At 56.3% G+C, this 18,297-nt stretch carries 23 protein-coding genes and 1 tRNA gene; 14 read left to right on the top strand and 10 right to left on the bottom strand.

The window, feature by feature from the left end:
* The first annotated feature begins 52 nt into the window (after positions 1-52).
* Positions 53-367 (top strand): I78 family peptidase inhibitor, encoded by a 315-nt coding sequence (locus tag BMW74_RS04950; protein ID WP_093414433.1) that lies wholly within the window; start codon positions 53-55, stop codon positions 365-367.
* Between the two features lie 73 nt (positions 368-440).
* Here BMW74_RS04950 and BMW74_RS04945 read toward each other — a convergent pair whose 3' ends face one another.
* Both BMW74_RS04945 and BMW74_RS04940 read right to left on the bottom strand, forming a co-directional pair.
* Positions 441-653 carry a cold-shock protein gene (locus BMW74_RS04945; protein ID WP_003179963.1) on the bottom strand — a complete coding sequence of 71 codons (213 nt, stop codon included), beginning with the start codon at positions 651-653 and terminating at the stop codon, positions 441-443.
* A 293-nt stretch (positions 654-946) separates the two neighbouring features.
* On the bottom strand, positions 947-1,246 hold the full coding sequence (locus tag BMW74_RS04940; RefSeq protein ID WP_093414430.1) for a hypothetical protein: 300 nt from the start codon (positions 1,244-1,246) through the stop codon (positions 947-949).
* Positions 1,247-1,631: 385 nt separating this feature from the next.
* On the opposite strand from BMW74_RS04940, the gene thrS reads away from it, so the two are divergent.
* The 9 genes from thrS (at position 1,632) to BMW74_RS04890 (ending at position 9,086) form a co-directional block, all read left to right on the top strand.
* Complete coding sequence (gene thrS / locus BMW74_RS04930; protein ID WP_093414423.1) at positions 1,632-3,554, top strand: threonine--tRNA ligase; 1,923 nt, start codon at positions 1,632-1,634, stop codon at positions 3,552-3,554.
* Positions 3,554-4,105, top strand: a complete 552-nt coding sequence (gene infC, locus BMW74_RS04925; protein ID WP_172435341.1) for a translation initiation factor IF-3 — start codon at positions 3,554-3,556, stop codon at positions 4,103-4,105. The genes thrS and infC overlap by 1 nt, the downstream gene beginning before the upstream one ends.
* A 60-nt stretch (positions 4,106-4,165) precedes the next feature.
* Positions 4,166-4,360: a 50S ribosomal protein L35 gene (rpmI, locus tag BMW74_RS04920; RefSeq protein ID WP_002553160.1), complete on the top strand. Its 195-nt coding sequence runs from the start codon at positions 4,166-4,168 to the stop codon at positions 4,358-4,360.
* 29 nt (positions 4,361-4,389) lie between these two features.
* Positions 4,390-4,746 carry a 50S ribosomal protein L20 gene (rplT, locus tag BMW74_RS04915; RefSeq protein ID WP_007905879.1) on the top strand — a complete coding sequence of 119 codons (357 nt, stop codon included), beginning with the start codon at positions 4,390-4,392 and terminating at the stop codon, positions 4,744-4,746.
* A gap of 109 nt (positions 4,747-4,855) precedes the next feature.
* Positions 4,856-5,872, top strand: a complete 1,017-nt coding sequence (gene pheS, locus BMW74_RS04910; protein ID WP_093414420.1) for a phenylalanine--tRNA ligase subunit alpha — start codon at positions 4,856-4,858, stop codon at positions 5,870-5,872.
* A 26-nt stretch (positions 5,873-5,898) separates the two neighbouring features.
* Complete coding sequence (gene pheT / locus BMW74_RS04905) at positions 5,899-8,277, top strand: phenylalanine--tRNA ligase subunit beta (protein WP_093414417.1); 2,379 nt, start codon at positions 5,899-5,901, stop codon at positions 8,275-8,277.
* A 3-nt stretch (positions 8,278-8,280) separates the two neighbouring features.
* Complete coding sequence (gene ihfA / locus BMW74_RS04900) at positions 8,281-8,583, top strand: integration host factor subunit alpha (protein ID WP_002553164.1); 303 nt, start codon at positions 8,281-8,283, stop codon at positions 8,581-8,583.
* On the top strand, positions 8,564-8,920 hold the full coding sequence (locus BMW74_RS04895; protein ID WP_093414414.1) for a MerR family transcriptional regulator: 357 nt from the start codon (positions 8,564-8,566) through the stop codon (positions 8,918-8,920). The genes ihfA and BMW74_RS04895 overlap by 20 nt, the downstream gene beginning before the upstream one ends.
* A gap of 89 nt (positions 8,921-9,009) precedes the next feature.
* A tRNA-Pro gene (locus tag BMW74_RS04890) sits at positions 9,010-9,086 on the top strand.
* Between the two features lie 89 nt (positions 9,087-9,175).
* Here BMW74_RS04890 and BMW74_RS04885 read toward each other — a convergent pair.
* From BMW74_RS04885 to BMW74_RS04865, 5 genes are all read right to left on the bottom strand, one after another.
* Positions 9,176-10,288 carry a tyrosine-type recombinase/integrase gene (locus BMW74_RS04885; RefSeq protein WP_093414411.1) on the bottom strand — a complete coding sequence of 371 codons (1,113 nt, stop codon included), beginning with the start codon at positions 10,286-10,288 and terminating at the stop codon, positions 9,176-9,178.
* Positions 10,288-10,500: a hypothetical protein gene (locus BMW74_RS04880; protein WP_093414409.1), complete on the bottom strand. Its 213-nt coding sequence runs from the start codon at positions 10,498-10,500 to the stop codon at positions 10,288-10,290. The genes BMW74_RS04885 and BMW74_RS04880 overlap by 1 nt, the downstream gene beginning before the upstream one ends.
* Before the next feature lie 295 nt (positions 10,501-10,795).
* Positions 10,796-11,254 (bottom strand): hypothetical protein, encoded by a 459-nt coding sequence (locus BMW74_RS04875; RefSeq protein ID WP_093414407.1) that lies wholly within the window; start codon positions 11,252-11,254, stop codon positions 10,796-10,798.
* Between the two features lie 37 nt (positions 11,255-11,291).
* Positions 11,292-11,648 carry a hypothetical protein gene (locus tag BMW74_RS04870; protein WP_093414405.1) on the bottom strand — a complete coding sequence of 119 codons (357 nt, stop codon included), beginning with the start codon at positions 11,646-11,648 and terminating at the stop codon, positions 11,292-11,294.
* Positions 11,649-11,652: 4 nt separating this feature from the next.
* Entirely contained in the window at positions 11,653-11,964 is a 312-nt protein-coding gene (locus tag BMW74_RS04865; protein WP_093414403.1) for a hypothetical protein, read from the bottom strand.
* A gap of 232 nt (positions 11,965-12,196) precedes the next feature.
* Between BMW74_RS04865 and BMW74_RS04860 the strand changes: the two genes are divergently transcribed.
* Entirely contained in the window at positions 12,197-12,979 is a 783-nt protein-coding gene (locus BMW74_RS04860) for a hypothetical protein (RefSeq protein ID WP_093414401.1), read from the top strand.
* 241 nt (positions 12,980-13,220) lie between these two features.
* Positions 13,221-13,508 (top strand): hypothetical protein, encoded by a 288-nt coding sequence (locus BMW74_RS04855; RefSeq protein ID WP_093414399.1) that lies wholly within the window; start codon positions 13,221-13,223, stop codon positions 13,506-13,508.
* Here the strand turns inward: BMW74_RS04855 and BMW74_RS04850 are convergent.
* Positions 13,505-15,553 carry a DNA cytosine methyltransferase gene (locus tag BMW74_RS04850; RefSeq protein ID WP_093414396.1) on the bottom strand — a complete coding sequence of 683 codons (2,049 nt, stop codon included), beginning with the start codon at positions 15,551-15,553 and terminating at the stop codon, positions 13,505-13,507. The genes BMW74_RS04855 and BMW74_RS04850 overlap by 4 nt on opposite strands.
* A 51-nt stretch (positions 15,554-15,604) precedes the next feature.
* On the opposite strand from BMW74_RS04850, the gene BMW74_RS04845 reads away from it, so the two are divergent.
* Positions 15,605-16,051 (top strand): hypothetical protein, encoded by a 447-nt coding sequence (locus BMW74_RS04845; RefSeq protein WP_093414393.1) that lies wholly within the window; start codon positions 15,605-15,607, stop codon positions 16,049-16,051.
* A gap of 29 nt (positions 16,052-16,080) precedes the next feature.
* Here the strand turns inward: BMW74_RS04845 and BMW74_RS04840 are convergent, their stop codons facing one another.
* Positions 16,081-16,845 carry an adenine nucleotide alpha hydrolase family protein gene (locus tag BMW74_RS04840; RefSeq protein ID WP_093414390.1) on the bottom strand — a complete coding sequence of 255 codons (765 nt, stop codon included), beginning with the start codon at positions 16,843-16,845 and terminating at the stop codon, positions 16,081-16,083.
* Positions 16,846-16,956: 111 nt separating this feature from the next.
* Between BMW74_RS04840 and BMW74_RS25320 the strand changes: the two genes are divergently transcribed.
* Complete coding sequence (locus tag BMW74_RS25320) at positions 16,957-17,160, top strand: hypothetical protein (RefSeq protein ID WP_093414387.1); 204 nt, start codon at positions 16,957-16,959, stop codon at positions 17,158-17,160.
* A 27-nt stretch (positions 17,161-17,187) separates the two neighbouring features.
* On the opposite strand, the gene yejK is transcribed toward BMW74_RS25320, so the two are convergent.
* On the bottom strand, positions 17,188-18,195 hold the full coding sequence (yejK, locus tag BMW74_RS04830) for a nucleoid-associated protein YejK (protein ID WP_093414384.1): 1,008 nt from the start codon (positions 18,193-18,195) through the stop codon (positions 17,188-17,190).
* Positions 18,196-18,297: the final 102 nt, after the last annotated feature.

Below are 18,297 nucleotides of genomic sequence, written 5' to 3'. Positions count from 1 at the left end.
TACTTGGACGGTTGTCGCGCGAATTCAGCTTAACTATCGAAAAGGAGGCGTTATGCCTTGGAAGCTCGCTTCATTGGGGACTTTATTGGCTGTTGCCATGTTGGCCGGTTGCAGCACGACCACCGAGTCGGCGAAAGCGCCGGCTGCAGCTGAGGCAGGTCACGGCCGCTGTGAGGCAAAGGCTGCCGAATTTGCCTTGGGCAAGAAGGCTTCTCCCGAATTGCTGGAGCAGGCTCGTACACGCTCTGGATCGCAAACTGCACGGGTTCTTACACCGAACGACATGATGACGTTGGAGTACCGCTCCGATCGCCTGAATCTGAACACCGATGCCAATCTGGTGATTACTCGCGTCAACTGCGGCTGATCGCTTGGCGGCTTTTGCCGCACCCATAAAAAACCCCGTCACATGGACGGGGTTTTTTTAGTGCGCCGAGAAATTACTCTGGGCGAACCTGTGCAGCTTGCATACCCTTTTGGCCTTTCTCAGCCACGAAGGAAACGGTTTGGCCTTCTTTCAGGCTTTTGAAACCGTCGCTTTCGATAGCTTTGAAGTGTACGAACAGGTCGTCACCGCCACCTTGAGGAGTGATGAAGCCGAAGCCTTTTTCATCGTTGAACCATTTAACGGTGCCGGTTTGGCGATTAGACATGGTGTATCTCCAAGAAACATATATTTTCAGTAGTACTGTGCTGCTCAGGCCAACTGGGCACACCGGGGTATCATAGTCGAAATGTTCGGTTTGGGACCCCCCCGGACGCACGGTTTACCCTGAACTTGTGCTTAGTTCTTGCCTCATATGGGCTGAAAGCCCCGGTTTTACGGGGTTTTTGCTCCTGAAGCATTCATTAAAAAAAGCCATAAAAGCTGTGTAAATTGTGTGAAATGACCGTTTTTGGAGCGATTTACGACCTCTGAACCGCCAAAAAACACTTGGAAGATGGCCTATTTTTGAACTTTACAGACGGAGATTTCCTGTAGCGCACGGTTCTGAAGTTCCGCGCTCGGTGGGTTTTTCTTGTCCAGCAACTGTTTGATTTCCACCGTCGTAAATTTCTTCTCCAGAACGTCGGCGCCACAGGCGCAGTGCTGTTTGGCAACCGTCTCGTTAACGCTTTGGCTTGCAGCACTCGTGCAGTCGTTCATGTAACTGGCTTTCGCGCCCGCAGGCCATGCAGCCTGTGCGCTCAGAGGAAGCAGCAAGGCCAGCGGGGTGGCAAGGGCGAAAATACGGTTCAGGCGCATGGGTAGAACTCCTGTGGGTCAACAAGTGGTTGTGGATTTCAAACTATTCGAGAGGGAGCGTACATCTCAAGTTCATTTTTTGCCGCACAAGCCTGAAGCGTGTGTGCTTGCAAACAACGTCGCCGCGATGAGCGCTCATCTGTGCTAGGATCCAGCGCTTAAGTATTTTCAGGCTCTGGGCGATCTGCTCGCCAGCAGCGGCAAATACTTGAATAACCCTGATTTGATCTCCAGTCACTCTGGTTCGGTTCCCGGTTGGCCGCAAGGCTCCTGCCGCTGTAAGGCAGGCGTTCATCATTGGATGGCCTGGACTGAATCGCGTACTGGCTGCTCATCCCAACCCACGTGACCTTTGGTAGGGGTCACCACTAGGAGAGGAGGCGCCATGCCAACTATTACTCTTCCCGACGGCAGTCAACGCTCATTCGACCATCCGGTATCCGTAGCCGAAGTCGCAGCATCCATCGGCGCCGGTCTAGCCAAGGCTACCGTGGCCGGCAAGGTCAGCGGCAAGCTGGTTGACGCCTGCGATATCATCGATAGCGACGTAACCCTGCAAATCATCACGCCTAAAGACGAAGAGGGGCTGGAGATCATTCGTCACTCTTGCGCTCACTTGATTGGCCATGCGGTCAAGCAACTGTACCCGACGGCGAAAATGGTGATTGGCCCGGTCATCGATGATGGTTTTTATTACGACATCGCCTACGAACGTCCTTTTACTCCGGACGACCTGGCAGCCATCGAACAGCGCATGCACCTGCTGATCGAGAAAGATTACGACGTCATCAAGAAAGTCACTCCGCGTGCCGAAGTGATCGACGTGTTCACCCAGCGTGGCGAAGATTACAAGCTGCGCCTGGTCGAGGACATGCCGAACGAGCAGGCAATGGGCTTGTACTATCACGAAGAATACGTCGACATGTGCCGCGGTCCGCACGTGCCGAACACTCGCTTCTTGAAATCCTTCAAACTGACCAAGCTGTCAGGTGCCTACTGGCGCGGCGATGCCAAGAACGAGCAACTGCAGCGTATTTATGGCACTGCGTGGGCCGACAAGAAGCAGTTGGCGGCTTATATTCAGCGTATCGAAGAAGCTGAAAAGCGTGACCATCGCAAAATCGGCAAGCGCCTTGGCTTGTTCCATACCCAGGAAGAAGCTCCGGGCATGGTGTTCTGGCACCCGAACGGTTGGACCCTGTACCAAGTACTTGAGCAGTACATGCGCAAGGTTCAGCGCGAAAATGGCTACCTGGAGATCAAGACTCCGCAAGTGGTTGATCGCAGCCTATGGGAGAAGTCCGGGCACTGGGCCAACTACGCCGAGAACATGTTCACCACTGAGTCGGAAAGTCGCGATTACGCCATCAAGCCTATGAACTGCCCTTGCCACGTGCAAGTGTTCAACCAGGGCCTGAAGAGCTACCGTGAACTACCGCTGCGCCTGGCTGAATTCGGTGCCTGCCACCGTAACGAGCCGTCCGGTGCGTTGCACGGCATCATGCGAGTGCGTGCTTTTACTCAGGACGACGCCCACATCTTCTGCACCGAGGAGCAGATGCAGGCCGAATCTGCGGCATTCATCAAGCTGACGATGGATGTCTACGCCGACTTTGGCTTCAAAGACATCGAGATGAAGCTGTCCACTCGTCCGGAAAAACGCGTGGGTTCCGATGAGTTGTGGGATCGCGCAGAGTCGGCACTGGCTGCAGCCCTTGATAGCGCGGGCTTGCCGTACGATCTACAACCGGGCGAGGGTGCTTTCTATGGTCCGAAAATTGAGTTCTCGCTGAAAGATTGCCTCGGTCGCGTCTGGCAGTGTGGTACCTTGCAACTCGATTTTAACCTGCCGATCCGTCTGGGAGCCGAATATGTCTCCGAAGACAACAGTCGCAAGCACCCGGTTATGTTGCACCGGGCGATCCTGGGTTCCTTCGAGCGTTTCGTCGGAATTCTGATCGAGCATTACGAAGGGGCATTCCCTGCGTGGCTGGCTCCGACTCAGGCAGTGATCATGAATATCACTGATAAACAGGCAGATTTTGCCGCTGAAGTTGAAAAAACTCTCAATCAAAGCGGTTTTCGTGCCAAGTCTGACTTGAGAAATGAAAAGATCGGCTTTAAAATCCGCGAGCATACTTTGCTCAAGGTTCCCTATCTCTTGGTTATTGGAGATCGGGAAGTCGAGATGCAGACTGTCGCTGTGCGTACTCGTGAAGGTGCTGACCTGGGCTCGATGCCCGTCGCCCAGTTCGCTGAGTTTCTCGCGCAAGCGGTTTCCCGGCGTGGTCGCCCAGATTCGGAGTAATTATTATTAAGCGTGAAATGAGACAAGATAAACGAGCTGCACCGAAAGCCCCGATCAACGAGAATATCTCGGCACGCGAGGTTCGGTTAATTGGGGCAGAAGGCGAGCAGCTTGGGATTGTGTCAATTGAAGACGCGCTTCTTAAGGCTGAAGAAGCCAAGCTCGATTTGGTGGAAATTTCCGCCGATGCAGTACCTCCTGTCTGCAAGCTGATGGACTACGGCAAATCGATCTTCGAAAAGAAGAAGCAGATTGCTGCGGCCAAGAAGAACCAGAAGCAGATTCAGGTTAAAGAAATCAAGTTTCGTCCAGGGACGGAGGAAGGGGATTACCAGGTAAAACTGCGCAACCTGGTACGTTTCCTGAGTGATGGGGACAGGGCCAAGGTATCCTTGCGATTCCGCGGCCGTGAGATGGCCCACCAGGAGCTGGGGATGGAACTCCTCAAGCGAGTTGAAGGTGACTTGCTTGAGTACGGTTCGGTCGAACAGCATCCTAAGATGGAAGGACGCCAACTGATCATGGTCATCGCCCCGAAAAAGAAGAAGTAATCAACAGGGCACGGCAGGCCTTGCGATTATGTTTATCAACTGAATGCGGAGTATCCGAACATGCCAAAGATGAAAACTAAAAGTGGTGCTGCTAAGCGGTTTCTGAAAACTGCTAACGGTATCAAGCACAAGCACGCTTTCAAGAGCCACATCCTGACCAAAATGTCGACCAAGCGTAAGCGTCAACTGCGCGGTAGCAGCTTGCTGCATCCGTCTGACGTGGCAAAAGTCGAGCGCATGCTGCGCCTTCGTTAATTTTTGGTTAAGAATAGAGGAAGTAACTCATGGCTCGTGTAAAGCGTGGCGTCATTGCCCGTAAGCGTCACAAAAAAATTCTGAAACTTGCTAAAGGCTACTACGGCGCTCGTTCGCGAGTATTCCGTGTTGCCAAGCAAGCGGTAATCAAGGCAGGCCAGTACGCCTACCGTGACCGTCGTCAGAAAAAACGTCAGTTCCGCGCTCTGTGGATCGCTCGTATCAACGCTGGTGCTCGTATCAACGGTCTGTCCTACAGCCGTTTCATCGCCGGCCTGAAAAAAGCGTCCATCGAGATCGACCGTAAGGTTCTGGCTGATCTGGCAGTGAACGAAAAAGCGGCGTTTGCTGCGATTGTCGAGAAAGCTAAAGCCACCTTGGCTTAAGTATCCCCGACAGTCACCCGGGCCCACCTCTGTGGGCTCAGGTGTTAAACGTCATAAATAGGGGAAGAGCCTTCAAGCTCTTCCCCTATTTTGTATCTGGAGTCTGTACATGGAAAACCTGGATGCGCTCGTCTCTCAAGCACTAGAGGCTGTGCAAAGCGCTGAAGATATCAATGCCCTGGAGCAAATCCGGGTTCACTACCTTGGCAAGAAAGGTGAATTGACTCAGGTGATGAAGACCCTGGGGAATTTGCCGGCAGAAGAGCGTCCGCAGGTCGGTGCGCTGATCAACGTTGCCAAGGAACGTGTCACAGAGGTTCTCAATGCGCGCAAGGCGTTGCTCGAGGGGGCCGATCTTGCGGCCAAGCTCGCCGCCGAGTCCATTGACGTGACCCTGCCTGGCCGCGGCCAGACCTCGGGCGGTCTACATCCGGTTACCCGGACTCTGGAGCGTATCGAGCAGTTCTTCACCCATATCGGCTACGGTATCGCCGAAGGCCCTGAGGTTGAAGACGATTATCACAACTTCGAGGCGCTCAACATCCCAGGCCACCACCCGGCCCGGTCGATGCACGACACCTTCTATTTCAATGCGAACATGCTGTTGCGCACCCATACCTCGCCGGTACAGGTCCGCACCATGGAATCGCAGCAGCCGCCCATTCGCATCGTCTGCCCAGGCCGTGTGTACCGTAGCGACTCCGATATTACCCACTCGCCGATGTTCCACCAGGTGGAAGGCCTGCTGGTCGATCGCGACATCAACTTCGCTGACCTGAAAGGGACAATTGAAGAGTTCCTGCGGGTGTTCTTCGAAAAAGAACTCGCGGTGCGTTTCCGTCCCTCGTACTTCCCGTTCACCGAGCCATCCGCTGAAGTCGATATGGAATGCGTGATGTGCAGCGGCAAAGGCTGCCGCGTCTGTAAGCAGACTGGATGGCTGGAAGTTATGGGCTGCGGAATGGTTCACCCGAACGTATTGCGTATGTCCGGCATTGATCCGGAAGAATTCTCCGGTTTTGCCTTCGGCATGGGGGTTGAGCGTCTGGCCATGCTGCGTTACGGCGTGAACGACTTGCGTCTGTTCTTCGACAACGACTTGCGGTTTCTTGCGCAATTTCGCTAGTCGTAACGAATTTTTAGGAGAGCAGGATGAAATTCAGTGAACAATGGTTGCGTGGCTGGGTAAGCCCGCAAGTAAGTCGTGACGAGTTGGTTGCTCGTCTGTCCATGGCCGGTCTTGAGGTTGATAGCGTTACGCCAGCCGCCGGCGATTTCAGTGGCGTGGTGGTGGGCGAGGTGCTGAGCACCGAGCAGCATCCTGATGCCGACAAGCTCCGGGTATGCCAGGTCAGTAACGGCTCGGAAACCTTCCAGGTTGTGTGCGGTGCACCAAACGTGCGCCCGGGCTTGAAAATTCCATTTGCAATGATCGGTGCCGAACTGCCAGGCGACTTCAAAATCAAGAAGGCCAAGTTGCGCGGCGTCGAGTCCAACGGCATGTTGTGCTCGCAAGCTGAACTGCAAGTTGGTGAAGGCGACGACGGCCTGATGGAGTTACCGGCCGATGCGCCTGTAGGCGAAGATTTCCGCGTGTATCTGGATCTGGAAGACGCCAGCATTGAGGTCGACCTGACCCCGAATCGCGGTGATTGTCTGTCCCTTGCCGGTCTCGCTCGTGAGGTCGGCGCGTTGTATGCCGCTCCCGTCAGTCGCCCAGCGGTGCCTGTAGTGCCTGCGGTTCACGATGAAGTTCGTCCTGTCGAAGTGCTGGCGCCTGCTGCTTGCCCGCGCTATCTAGGGCGAGTGATTCGTAACGTTGACCTGTCCAAGCCAACTCCGCTGTGGATGGTCGAACGTCTGCGCCGCGCCGATGTACGTAGCATTGATGCTGCTGTCGACATCACCAACTACGTGATGTTGGAGTTGGGCCAGCCACTGCACGCATTTGATCTTGCCGAAATCAATGGCGGCATCCGTGTACGCATGGCCATCGAGGGCGAAAAGCTGGTATTGCTCGATGGTCAGGAAGTCAGCTTGCGTAGCGACACATTGGTGATTGCTGACCATACCCGCGCCTTGGCCATTGCGGGTGTGATGGGCGGCGAGCACAGCGGTGTGTCCGCAACCACGCGCGACGTATTCCTCGAAAGCGCCTTCTTCGACCAGATTGCCGTCGCCGGCAAGGCCCGATCCTACGGCTTGCACACCGATGCCTCGCACCGCTACGAGCGCGGCGTTGACTGGCAGCTAGCCCGCGAAGCGATGGAGCGTGCCACCGGTTTGCTGCTGGACATCACGGGTGGTGAGGCAGGCCCGATCATTGAAACCGTCAGCGAGCAGCATCTGCCGTCGATTGCACCGATTACCCTGCGTGCCCAGCGCATCACCCAGATGCTGGGCATGGAAATGGATGCGGCCGAAGTCGAGCGGCTACTCAGCGCCTTGGGCTTGGCGATTTCAGCTGATGGGGTAGGGCAATGGCGCATTGAAGTGCCAAGCCATCGTTTCGACATCAGTTTGGAAGTTGATCTGATCGAAGAGTTGGCTCGCCTGCATGGCTACAACCGGCTGCCGGTTCGCTACCCGCAAGCCCGTCTGGCGCCACAAGCCAAGGCTGAAGCGCGCAGCGACCTACCTGAGCTGCGCCGCCTGTTGGTGGCACGTGGTTATCAGGAAGCAATCACTTATAGCTTTATCGATCCAAAGCAATTCGAACTGTTCAGCCCAGGCGTCGATCCGTTGTTGCTGGCAAACCCGATCTCGAACGACATGGCGGCCATGCGATCGTCCCTGTGGCCGGGTTTGGTCAAGGCATTGCAACACAACCTGAACCGCCAGCAGGATCGCGTCCGTCTGTTCGAAAGTGGCCTGCGTTTCGTTGGTCAGCTCGAAGGACTGAAACAAGAGCCAATGCTCGCTGGCGTAGTGTGCGGTAGCCGTCTGCCAGAAGGCTGGGCACAAGGTCGTGATGTCGTCGACTTCTTTGACATCAAGGCAGACGTGGAGGCGGTGCTGGGCTTTGCCGGCGCGCTGGACGCGTTTACCTTTGTCCCGGGCAAGCATCCTGCCCTGCACCCAGGCCAAACGGCACGTATCGAACGTGATGGCCGTGAAGTCGGCTTTGTCGGTGCTATTCACCCTGAATTGTCGAAAACCCTGGGCCTGGATCGTCCTGTGTTTGTTTTCGAACTGGTTCTGGCTGAAGTGGCACTGGGTAAAATGCCTAAATTCCACGAGTTATCGCGCTTTCCTGAAGTGCGTCGTGATCTTGCGCTACTGGCCGATACTGGCGTCGCAGCTAGCGCCGTCATGGAAGTAATCCGTGAAAATGCAGGCGAATGGCTGACAGACCTAAGGCTCTTTGACGTCTATCAGGGTAAAGGTATTGATCCTGATAGAAAAAGCCTTGCAGTTGGCTTGACCTGGCAGCATCCATCGCGCACTCTTAATGACGATGAGGTGAATACTACGACGCAAAATATCCTCACCTCGCTCGAACAAAGGTTGAACGCCACGTTAAGGAAGTGACGTATGGGGGCTTTGACGAAAGCTGAGATGGCGGAACGTCTGTATGAAGAGCTGGGCCTGAACAAACGGGAAGCCAAGGAATTGGTCGAACTGTTTTTTGAAGAAATCAGGCACGCTCTTGAAGACAACGAACAAGTGAAGTTGTCCGGTTTTGGCAATTTCGATCTTCGGGACAAGCGTCAGCGGCCTGGCCGCAATCCGAAAACGGGAGAAGAAATCCCGATCACGGCTCGCCGTGTGGTCACCTTTCGTCCAGGGCAGAAGTTGAAGGCCCGAGTTGAGGCTTATGCTGGAACCAAGTCATAACGACGAACTTCCCGTCATTCCCGGCAAACGCTACTTCACCATTGGTGAAGTCAGCGAGCTGTGTGCGGTAAAACCGCACGTGCTGCGCTATTGGGAGCAGGAGTTTCCTCAACTCAACCCCGTCAAACGTACAGGGAACCGTCGGTATTATCAGCGCCAGGATGTGCTGATGATCCGACAGATCCGGGCGTTGCTATACGACCAGGGTTTCACCATCAGCGGCGCGCGTTTACGTTTGTCTGGTGATGAAGCCAAAGACGACACCACTCAGTACAAGCAACTCATCCGCCAGATGATCTCCGAACTGGAGGATGTCTTGGTGGTACTGAAGAAATAAATTTCTGCTTTTAATTACTTCCAGTTTTCAAAAGCTTGCGATATATTCTTCATCGTTCTTCGAGAAGAGGAACAAAATTCACGCCTAGTCGGGGCGTAGCGCAGTCCGGTAGCGCACTAGCATGGGGTGCTAGGGGTCGAGTGTTCGAATCACTCCGTCCCGACCATATTTACTGAGTAAAATCAGACACTTAAGCCGATCAGCTAGATCGGCTTTTTTGTGCCTGCGCAAAACCCGCGCAAAACTGGCGCAAAACTACCCGGTGATTTCGCTGATGTTCAGGTCCGGAACTGCCTCGGACCAGATGACTTCCTCATGGTCTCGCTGGTAGTTTTTGGTCATGCCCTCGCTCGCATGCCCCGCAATTTTCTGCCCATCCTTTCCGGCCTTCTTGTACAGGTGTAGCGACAGCGCCCTTACCTCATGAAAGCCCGGCATTTCTTCCTCCTTCCATCCCTTGTAGCAATCCGCCGCCTCTCGGGCGTCCTTGAATGCCCGCGTCAAATACCTTTCTTCAATCTTCGTCCAGTGGTCCTTGGTCTGCGCCTGCTTCTGCTTCAGGCGCTCAGGCTTGCGGTGCACCAGGTACGGCGAGACGACATCGTCGCGGCACCGGCTGATGACTGCTTGCAGTTCTGGCGTCACGCGAAAGCGGATCCACGCCGCATCACTGGCCTTGGCCGTTTTCTTTTGCACCACATACAGGTGACCTTCCCGAACGCCATCGAACCTCATATCCAGGATGTCTGTTCGCCGCTGAGCGGTGATCAAAGCCAGGTCGATTGCGTTCTGTAGCCAGGCCGGCGACTTCTCGCGGATGGCTTTCAGGCCCTCAATGGTGTGGCGCTTGCGTAGCTTCTTCTCGATGCGATTGATCGTGCTCGCGGCGGGGTTGTCCGGGCACAGGCCCTTGGCTGCGGCATGGTTGAAGATGTCAGTGAGCAGCGCCCGGCACTGGTTCGCGGTTCTTGGGGTGAGTGCGTCGAGCATTTCGGCGACCATGCGAATGCTGATTTGGTCGACCGCCTTGCCCTCGAAAGCCTTTCGGAATCGCCGAAAATGTACCGCATACAGCCCGAGCGTGCCCTTGGCCAGCTCGCGCGGAGGGAGCACCGAACTCTCGTATTGATCCAGGAAGCCAGCGAACGACTCCGAGGAACTGCCCAGCACGGCACCGACTAGGTCGGCACCGCGCATGAACTCCAGGTTGAGTTGCTTCGCGGCATCTATCGCTTTGATGCGGTCGGCGCCGAACTGGAACCACTTCCCATCAGTCGGGCGCCGATAGCGATAGGTCGAGCGCCGCGCATCGAAGTACAGGTTCTGCGGAAGGTTCTTGTTCGCAGTATTGCGCGGCCTTGGGACCATCACGCTGCTCCTTTCAGTACCATTGCCACCAGGTCGTTACCGCCAGACCGATTGAATGCAGTCCAGTCAACGTACCAGAGTTTCCCGATCTGCTCGCCGGGGACCATGCCGTTGCGGATGTGATTGCGGATCGCCTGGGGGCACTGCGGGGTTCCGTTTTCGCCCCAGCGTCGACGCTGAAACTCGCTGATCTTGATCAGTTCTTTTTTCATTGGATGCTCCATGCCGCGCATAGCGGCAGAAGGTGGTTAGTGTGCTGGCCATCCAAGAGGTAGGCCGTTCTCGCGTGGGTGGTGGGACGGCGGGTCTTCCTGCATGCACATCGGAGTGCTTTGCTGGGCGCCGCATGCATGGCAGCCTGACGGCCCACCCCAGCAGGTCGGATGGATGCGCGGGAAGCCGCTTTTGCATTTCGACTGGCGCTCGTCGTATTGCGAGCACGCGATTCGTTCGGGCATACGAATTCCTCCCCGCCGTTCACCGGCAGGTTGATAGGTGCAAGATGGGTTAGGGCTTTGTCGTCTGCTGGCGTTTGCGAGCCGCGGCAACCAATGCTTTCGATGTGCTTGCCACGCCGCCGGCAACGTCCTCGGGGAGGATTGCTGTATTGCAGTGAGGGCAGAGCGGCGCCATCTTCGTGCTGCGCCAGGCTTCGTCCATCACCTTTGCGGCCCGGCTTCGGATCTGGAATTTTTCCGCTTCAGCCAGCTCTGAAGCGCGGCGATTTATCCGCCCTGCTGCGGCGCTGAACTTCTCCACCAGGTGGCGAAAGGCGTCGAACGCTTCTACCTCGGTTTCGCAGTCGCTGCACCAGATGCGGCGTTCCTTGTCGTCGTAGACCATCTTTCTGTGCGTGCAGGAGGACAAAGGCCGGCGTGTCAGGCCGCGGGCAACCCGAATGTCTTCGATTTGCACGACCTTCACACCGTACAAATATTCCTGCGGCTCAATCGGTGCGTCACTCATCGCCACGGCCCCTTATATATGAACCCGAGCATGTAGATCATGGCGTCACCTCGCTGGCAGGCAAGAGCTCGCCGGCCAGCTCCGCAGCCAGACCAATAGGCCACCAGTACCGCGCTCGCTGGTAGTCCGGATAGGTTTCCTCACGAATCACCAGACCTTTCCGCTGAAGTGCCTTGAAGACGCCCAGCACGGATGGAGCGGCGATCCCGAGGCGGCGCCCAACCTGATAGGTCAGACCGCCCATGCCGAACACGCACGCTTGGTCACCCTTAGCCAGCTTCTCGCAGTCACCCTGGTGGAGGTACGGCGTTACGCCGCGATAGCGGTATGCGTTTTCTCGACCGATCTTGCGTAACTCATTGAGTACGCTCTGCTGTTTCTCTGTCAGCTTCATGGCGTCACTCCGTACCCATGAGGTAGGTGGGTTCAGTTGCTTCAGCAAGCCAATCGCGGAGACAGCCGCATTCGGCGTGCGGCGGATCTTCATCAGTCCACTGCTGGTCGAGCATCTTCTCGCTGGTCAGCTCCACATCCCAATCCGCATATTCGGCCGTGTCATCGCCGTTCATTTCAGCCAGGACGCGACGCGCCTCGTCTTCGCTTGTAGCGGCAACCCAGTCTTGATCGCCGACGCTGTAGCAACGCAGATCGGGGCGAGCCGGCTGGCTGCCATCGAGTTCGAATGCTTGATCTTGGTTTTCTTCAGACATGACTGTTCCTTTGCCGCTAAAGCGGCTGACTTTGAAGGGGGAAGGGTTAAGGCAGGGTGGAGTACAGGCGAGCTTTTGCCAAGGCCCCGATTGGCTGGGCTTCGCGCTGACGGATTAGCGTCTCTAACGGCTTGCGAAGTTCGACTTTGATAACCAATTCGACAGCGCCTTCGTTACCTATTATCAAAGGATTGTTGCATAATCCTCGCTACTGAGTAATCAAGGAATTGTGATGGCAAAGGGTTGGCTAGTTACTTGGGTAAGCATTTTTGCAATAGTTGCTATCGGTTTTTATGTGGAATTATTTCCGTATTTACAGATAGATAAGAAGGTCACGACGGCTGATATAGTTGCTGGGATTTCTGCAATCGCAACTGCTATTGCTGCATATGCAGCATGGGAAGCAGCAAGTGTTTCCCGAAAATCTGCTGAAGAAAGTAAGTATTTAACTCGCGCCCAGCTCTATGTGAGTCATCGAAAAGACTTTATTGAGCTACTTGACTACGTTGCTGCAGAGCTCAAGGTGGTTTTTTTTCGTAAGTATGAGCTTTATATGAAGCTTTTCCCGGAGAATCATTACTCTGGTGAGGTGTTTGAGCCCGATGCGAATATTGATGCTATCAAAAATTGGGTAGCTAAATACGAAGAGCTATCCTCAATTACGAAGGGGGCTCCTTCAGATCTTGAGCTTGAGTTTTGGATTATGGAATGCTCGACTCTGGCGGAGCAAATGCACTTCGTATTTCCTCGGAGCGAAGAACCACAGCTTTACTTGCATGCCAGCGAACTCCCCATCCAGACACAGTTCGAAATTAGTCCGGCAAGACCGGTTTTCTATCTTGGTGAGGTCATGAATCATCTTCGAGCCTTTGGGGGGTATACGAGGATCACGCCCTTGTTACTCGCGGATCAACCGTTTGAAGTGTACTTCGCGAGATACTTCACGCGTATTGCAAAAGGTCATCCTACGCACCGCGTTTGTCGTCCAAAGGACTGGGCTGCGTCGGCGACGTAGGAGGACAGGCGGTGACCGTCTTCAGCGCCAGTTAACCGAAGGGGTAACTGTTGCTGTGCATGTACAGCGCTGGGCAGTAGATACGGATTTTTATGGGTACGGGGCGTCCTATGCCGGGACATATCCGGGCGGTGGGGAGGAAACAGGCGACGAACGGCCTGTTACAGCTCTTTCGAAAGGTGCTTGAAGAGGAGAAACGAGAGGATCAGGATGAGCTCTCACTTCATTCGGAGTTACTACAATGGGTCAGGCCAAGCACGAAATGATGAAGGCAGATGAAAAGCGAGATTTAGCTTCTGACATCGCAACACGCGCGGGCGTCCTTGATTACTGTGAACGCCATGTTGTCTATTACCAGACAGGCGCCGATGTAGAAGACGCCTATAAACTTGGAAATTCGATGTACTCCAAAGGCGAGCTGAACGAAATGTTTGAGGATCGGCGTGAAATGACTGACTTCATCAAGGAGGCGGTTGGGTCATGCGCTGATGAGTGCTACGGATGTACCGAATCGCGCGATGACGATTAAGCAGCAACGGCCTGTCTTTCAGCTATCCGCCATGGATCGTTTGCCCTTGCAAGGGCAGCCATCGGCGGAGGGCTGACGCTGTTTCCGCACATGTGCACCTGCTGGGTTTTGGTGAACGGCTTGCCGTCGGCGCCGTGGCTGATGATGTAGTCGGCGGGGAAGCCCTGGGCCTTGTACAGCTCGGCCGGCTTCAGCATCCGCAGGCAGATGTCGACGATCACATAGGGCGTGCCTTTGACCATCACGGTGACCATGGCGAGACGGTCCTTGGTGGTTATCGTCGGCGCCGGCGAGTCGCATGCGCTGATGTTCTCGGTACCGTAGTAGCTGATCAGGAAGGCGGCGACACGCAGGGCACCGGCTTCGTGCTCAGGCGACAACGTGAGCGACACCAGCGAGCTCTTGCCACCGCCGCCGGCTGTGATGGTCGGCGCCGGTTCTTCCAGGCCCTGGCCAATGCTGCCGCCGAATGCCCGCTCCATGAATGCGCTGGCCAACCCGTGGTGCAGGCCGCCGGCGCTGATGGTGTGCAGCGGGTCATTTACGTCCCGGGCATCGCAGTTGCCGCGCAAGTGCACCAGGTTCGCCACCGCCAGTTGCTGCTGGCTGCCGGTGTTGGTGACCGTGGTCATGGGTTCGTGCATGCCCTTGGCGTGCGTGGTGTTGAATCCGCCATTGGCCTGGATCATCACCGCGGCGCTGACGGATTGCCCGCCACCGCTGGCAGTGACAGTGCCGATCGGGCCGCAGATGTCGTTCACCCCGTGGGATCGGCGTTTGTTCGCGCCAGAACCTTCCCCGTGACCGGCCTGGACGATGCAGGCGGAAGCCAGAGCTCGGTGGTTCTGGGTCATCAGCGTGCCCACCGGCTGGTCCATGCCCACCGGCTTTCCTGAGTACTCCGGGCCACCGGCCCCAACCATCAACGGGCTGATCAGCGTCAGCTCGCCGCGGTTTGCGCAGGTCACTGTCGGCAGCGGTTCGAGTGGGTCGTTGATTCGGTCGCTGCCCTGGTGCGTTGCCGGTGCGATGATAGGGCTGACCACCGAGAAGGCGCCGCCCTTTGGGTAGGAGGTGATGGTGCGCAGCGGCTCGTCGGCCGATTGCACAGTCTCGCCTGACCAGTTGGCAATCGGCACAATGAATGGTGCCGCGCTATCGATGACGAACTTCCTCATGCCCTTGGCAACGCGCCGCAGGGTGGCCGGGGCCAGGTCTTTCTTGCGGCCGAAGATACTTTTACCCAGGTCGCTGAAGTCGATACAGTCAGCGGCGGTTTTCCACTTCTGCTGGCCCTTGGCGGGGTTCTTGGCGTGTGTTGGCTCCGGCCACACAATCGGCTGGCCGTCGCACCGGGCAATCATAAACAGGCGTTCCCGGCTGGTAGGCGCGCCAAAGTCGCAGGCCTTGATGACTTTCCACTCAACGACATAGCCCATGCCCTCGAGCAGGGCCACGAAGCGGCGCCAGGTACGGCCGCGCTGCTTGGGGTCAGGGATCAGGAACTGCTGGCCCACCGGCACGACCTCACCAGGTGCGGCAACGTCGCCGCCGAGTTTCACCACCCGGCCGGTGGCCTTGTCGCGCTTGGCGATCAAGCGGCCCCACTGCAGGATCTGCTTCACGTTCTCCAAGCTGATCACCCGGGGCCGTTTCATGCCTGCCCACTTGAGGCCGATCCACGAAAGGTTGCGGATCTCGCGTTTGCGCGGCTGACCGCCGGCCGCTTGGCTGTGGTGAGTGCAATCCGGCGACATATGGAACCAGCCCACGGCCTTGCCGCCGCATTCGGTGTCAGGATCACCCTCGAACACGTCGGTGGTGTAGTGCTTCGCACCTGGGTGGTTGACGGTGTGCATGCTGATTGCCTGGGGGCTATGGTTCTTCGCCACATTCACTGTGCGGCCCAGGCCGATCTCCAGGCCGGTACCGGCACCGCCACCACCACAGAAGAAGTCGACAACGATCTCATCGTCCTGAGGGTTGAAGCCAAGTCCGTATTGGGTTTTGAAATCGAAGGGGTGTTTCTTCTGTTGTGCGGACATAGGGGATCCTCGCCGGTATATTGCGGATTCGTGGGAAATGGATGCGATGAGATGAAAGCTTGGGATCGATATAAGGAAGAACGTAAGCACCGCAAAGATATTGAAGGGCAGATAAAACGAATCGAACAACTTAGCAAAGTTGTTCCTGAGCAGACCCTCGATATGGAGCAGTGGGGGTTTGTGCCTGAAGAGGTAAAAACCCTTGAGCAAGCTGAGCAATGGTTGGCTGTGCTGCAAACCGCACAGCTTCGACGCAAAGCCGAGCGTTATGGGATTGAGATGCCTGATACTTCAATTGAGGAGTTCGGACGCAGAATGGAGTGGGATGCCGATCAAGACGAGCCTTACTATCTGACTAGCAAAGGTATGCGTATCGTAAATCTCGCTCTGCGCGAGGAAGATAAGTATCGCTGGGATAAGTGGAATACCCGCATTTCGGTAACTATTGCACCGCTAAGTTTGATAGTGGCAATCTTGGCGCTTGTGGTTGGCAAGTAGCTGATACTGGCGCAGCAAGTAGGGGGAGATCAGCCGCCGCAGTAGCCTGAGTCGCACTCTGTGGGAAACATTTCCATCTGGTCGCGCGACCTCGGGGCGGCGGCCCATTGCACAACGGCCCGGATACCGACGGCGCCTTTACGGCGTGCCGATCGAAACATCACCCTCGGCTTTCTCTTTTTGGTGAAGCCCAGGGCCTTTTCGGTGACGTCGATCAGTTGAATGCGATCCTCGGAAAGCAGTCGGATATCATCGATGTTCGCGTTGATGCAGGGGTAGCACTCTAGCGAGCGATGCGGCAAGACTTCAAAGCCCGCCCGGCGAATCAGTGCATTACGCATTTCGTCGGTGTGCCGCACCAGCGGCTGCCAAAGCTCCCTACCACCATGTCGTTCCGATGCCGGGACATGCTCTGGCGCATCCGAGCGGTGCTTACTCTCGCTTCTGCGAACCCCTGTCATGGCGCTGGCTTCATTGTCCGGGTCATTTATGTCGAGCCAGTTCAGCGCCGGGATGACCTTCAGTTCGGCAGTACAGAACTGGCCCTGACCACCAGCACCAGGCCAGCCACATTTCCTTTTGACCAAGATGAGCATGCCTTCTGACTGGGTGCGGGCGGTCGTGAAGCCGTAACTCTGGGCCATGGCCTCGCCATCGGCCACACGGGACGGCCACCAGTCTGCCGACCAACCCGTGTCCGAGTAGAGACAATAGACATCTTTCAAGCCTCGCTCATGCGCCCATTGGATCAGGGCAATGGAATCGTTTCCGTAGCTGCAGAACAAGACGTACATAGTAATCTCCAGCCAGGCACCGGGCTCGCCGGCTGGCGTGATTCGTTGAAGTGGGGTATTTGTGTTTGGCGCGGCACGGATTCGGTCGCACACATCAAACCGGAGTTACAAATGGCGCTGCCAAAATATGCTGAAGGTCATTCAAAGGAAGAGCTTGTGCGGATCAACTGCCAGGCCTGCGCTTCAAACAGATACGGTCTACTGAATAAGCCATACATCGCCACAAGTTATGCAGGCATTGATCCGGAGGTCTACGTGACGTGCTTGAAGTGTGGAAACAAGCAGATTGACGCTGAAAACTGGTATGACGTTTAACGTTTACAGCGTCTTGTAAGATCAAAATCAGGACTTGGCTCGCTTTAGCTGCTGGGTCAGTTGAGTTGGCAGCCCGCACAGCGTCAATGTGCCGCCTTCCTCGTCAAACTTGATCTTGTCGCCCAGCAGGTGGGCCTCGAAGCTGATCGACAGACCTTCGGCCCGGCCGGTGAAGCGCCGGAATTTGTTGAGGGTCTTCTTGTCCGGCGGCAGCGTGGCGGAAAGTCCGTAGTCCTTGGCCCTGATGAAGTCGTAGAAGCTCTTCGGCTGGTCTTCGTCGAGTAACTCCGACAGCTCGTCGAGGGTGATTGGCTCGCCCAGCTTGGCCTGGACCATGGCGTAGCTGACCAGGGTCTGCGTCTTCTCGCGGGCCGACTCTTCGCCCAGATCCTCGCTTTCAACGAAGTCACTGAACGCCTTGAGCAGGGTGCGGGTTTCTCCTGGGCCGTCGACCCCTTCCAGGCAGCCGATGAAGTCGCGGAAGTACTCGTTGATCCTGCGCCCCTGCTTGCCCTTGAGGTACGAGATGTACTGCTTCGACTGTGGGTTGTTCTTCCACTCGCTGAGGTTGATGCGCGCTGCCAGGCGGATATGGTCCAGGTCCAGGCGCTTGACCGTCATCAGGTGTAGCTCTTCGGTCATGGTCACCGCTTCGGTTTCCTGCACCAGGGCGATGACCAAATACTCGGTCAGGCCTTGCTGGTAGTGGCAGAAGAGGGCGTGCCCGCCGGCTGTCAGGTTGGACTCTTCCATCAGCTTGACCAGGTGTTCGACAGCAATGGTGCTGAATGCCAAGAAGTCGCTGCTGCCGGTCAGGTACTTGTTGAGCCAGCCGCTGAGTGGATGTGCGCCTGATTCGGAATGAAAGAAGCCCCAGCCCTTGCCGGCGGTGGCGTTGTAGCTTTCGTTGAGCTGGCTCATCAGGTCGTCACGGGCCTGGCTCTCAACCTGTTCGGCGGCGCCGAGGTGCAGAACGGCCGGGCTGCCGTCGGGCTTCTTGTCGATCTTGTGGATTGCGCTGTGAAGTACGGGCATTGCGTTTACCTCGGGTAGGCGCCGTCCTCCGTGACTGGATGCGACGGGTGGGGTTATCGGTAGTGGCGTATTGCTATAAGATTCGCGGCCATTTGCCGGATC

The organism is Pseudomonas sp. ok272 (assembly GCF_900109995.1).
Lineage (GTDB): Bacteria > Pseudomonadota > Gammaproteobacteria > Pseudomonadales > Pseudomonadaceae > Aquipseudomonas.
The sequence above is the reverse complement of the archived record's forward strand: the minus strand, read 5'-3'. Positions and strand labels throughout refer to the sequence as shown.

Coding starts and splice junctions, on each gene's coding strand:
- pheS (WP_093414420.1), top strand. CDS start 4,856: ATGGAAAACCTGGATGCGCTCGTCTCTCAAGCACTAGAGGCTGTGCAA.
- BMW74_RS04885 (WP_093414411.1), bottom strand. CDS start 10,288: ATGGTCCCAAGGCCGCGCAATACTGCGAACAAGAACCTTCCGCAGAAC.
- BMW74_RS04840 (WP_093414390.1), bottom strand. CDS start 16,845: ATGTACGTCTTGTTCTGCAGCTACGGAAACGATTCCATTGCCCTGATC.
- BMW74_RS04875 (WP_093414407.1), bottom strand. CDS start 11,254: ATGAGTGACGCACCGATTGAGCCGCAGGAATATTTGTACGGTGTGAAG.
- BMW74_RS25320 (WP_093414387.1), top strand. CDS start 16,957: ATGGCGCTGCCAAAATATGCTGAAGGTCATTCAAAGGAAGAGCTTGTG.
- BMW74_RS04895 (WP_093414414.1), top strand. CDS start 8,564: ATGCTGGAACCAAGTCATAACGACGAACTTCCCGTCATTCCCGGCAAA.
- BMW74_RS04850 (WP_093414396.1), bottom strand. CDS start 15,553: ATGTCCGCACAACAGAAGAAACACCCCTTCGATTTCAAAACCCAATAC.
- BMW74_RS04880 (WP_093414409.1), bottom strand. CDS start 10,500: ATGAAAAAAGAACTGATCAAGATCAGCGAGTTTCAGCGTCGACGCTGG.
- rplT (WP_007905879.1), top strand. CDS start 4,390: ATGGCTCGTGTAAAGCGTGGCGTCATTGCCCGTAAGCGTCACAAAAAA.
- thrS (WP_093414423.1), top strand. CDS start 1,632: ATGCCAACTATTACTCTTCCCGACGGCAGTCAACGCTCATTCGACCAT.
- BMW74_RS04845 (WP_093414393.1), top strand. CDS start 15,605: ATGAAAGCTTGGGATCGATATAAGGAAGAACGTAAGCACCGCAAAGAT.
- BMW74_RS04865 (WP_093414403.1), bottom strand. CDS start 11,964: ATGTCTGAAGAAAACCAAGATCAAGCATTCGAACTCGATGGCAGCCAG.
- pheT (WP_093414417.1), top strand. CDS start 5,899: ATGAAATTCAGTGAACAATGGTTGCGTGGCTGGGTAAGCCCGCAAGTA.
- BMW74_RS04860 (WP_093414401.1), top strand. CDS start 12,197: ATGGCAAAGGGTTGGCTAGTTACTTGGGTAAGCATTTTTGCAATAGTT.
- yejK (WP_093414384.1), bottom strand. CDS start 18,195: ATGCCCGTACTTCACAGCGCAATCCACAAGATCGACAAGAAGCCCGAC.
- BMW74_RS04945 (WP_003179963.1), bottom strand. CDS start 653: ATGTCTAATCGCCAAACCGGCACCGTTAAATGGTTCAACGATGAAAAA.
- rpmI (WP_002553160.1), top strand. CDS start 4,166: ATGCCAAAGATGAAAACTAAAAGTGGTGCTGCTAAGCGGTTTCTGAAA.
- BMW74_RS04870 (WP_093414405.1), bottom strand. CDS start 11,648: ATGAAGCTGACAGAGAAACAGCAGAGCGTACTCAATGAGTTACGCAAG.
- BMW74_RS04950 (WP_093414433.1), top strand. CDS start 53: ATGCCTTGGAAGCTCGCTTCATTGGGGACTTTATTGGCTGTTGCCATG.
- ihfA (WP_002553164.1), top strand. CDS start 8,281: ATGGGGGCTTTGACGAAAGCTGAGATGGCGGAACGTCTGTATGAAGAG.
- BMW74_RS04940 (WP_093414430.1), bottom strand. CDS start 1,246: ATGCGCCTGAACCGTATTTTCGCCCTTGCCACCCCGCTGGCCTTGCTG.
- BMW74_RS04855 (WP_093414399.1), top strand. CDS start 13,221: ATGGGTCAGGCCAAGCACGAAATGATGAAGGCAGATGAAAAGCGAGAT.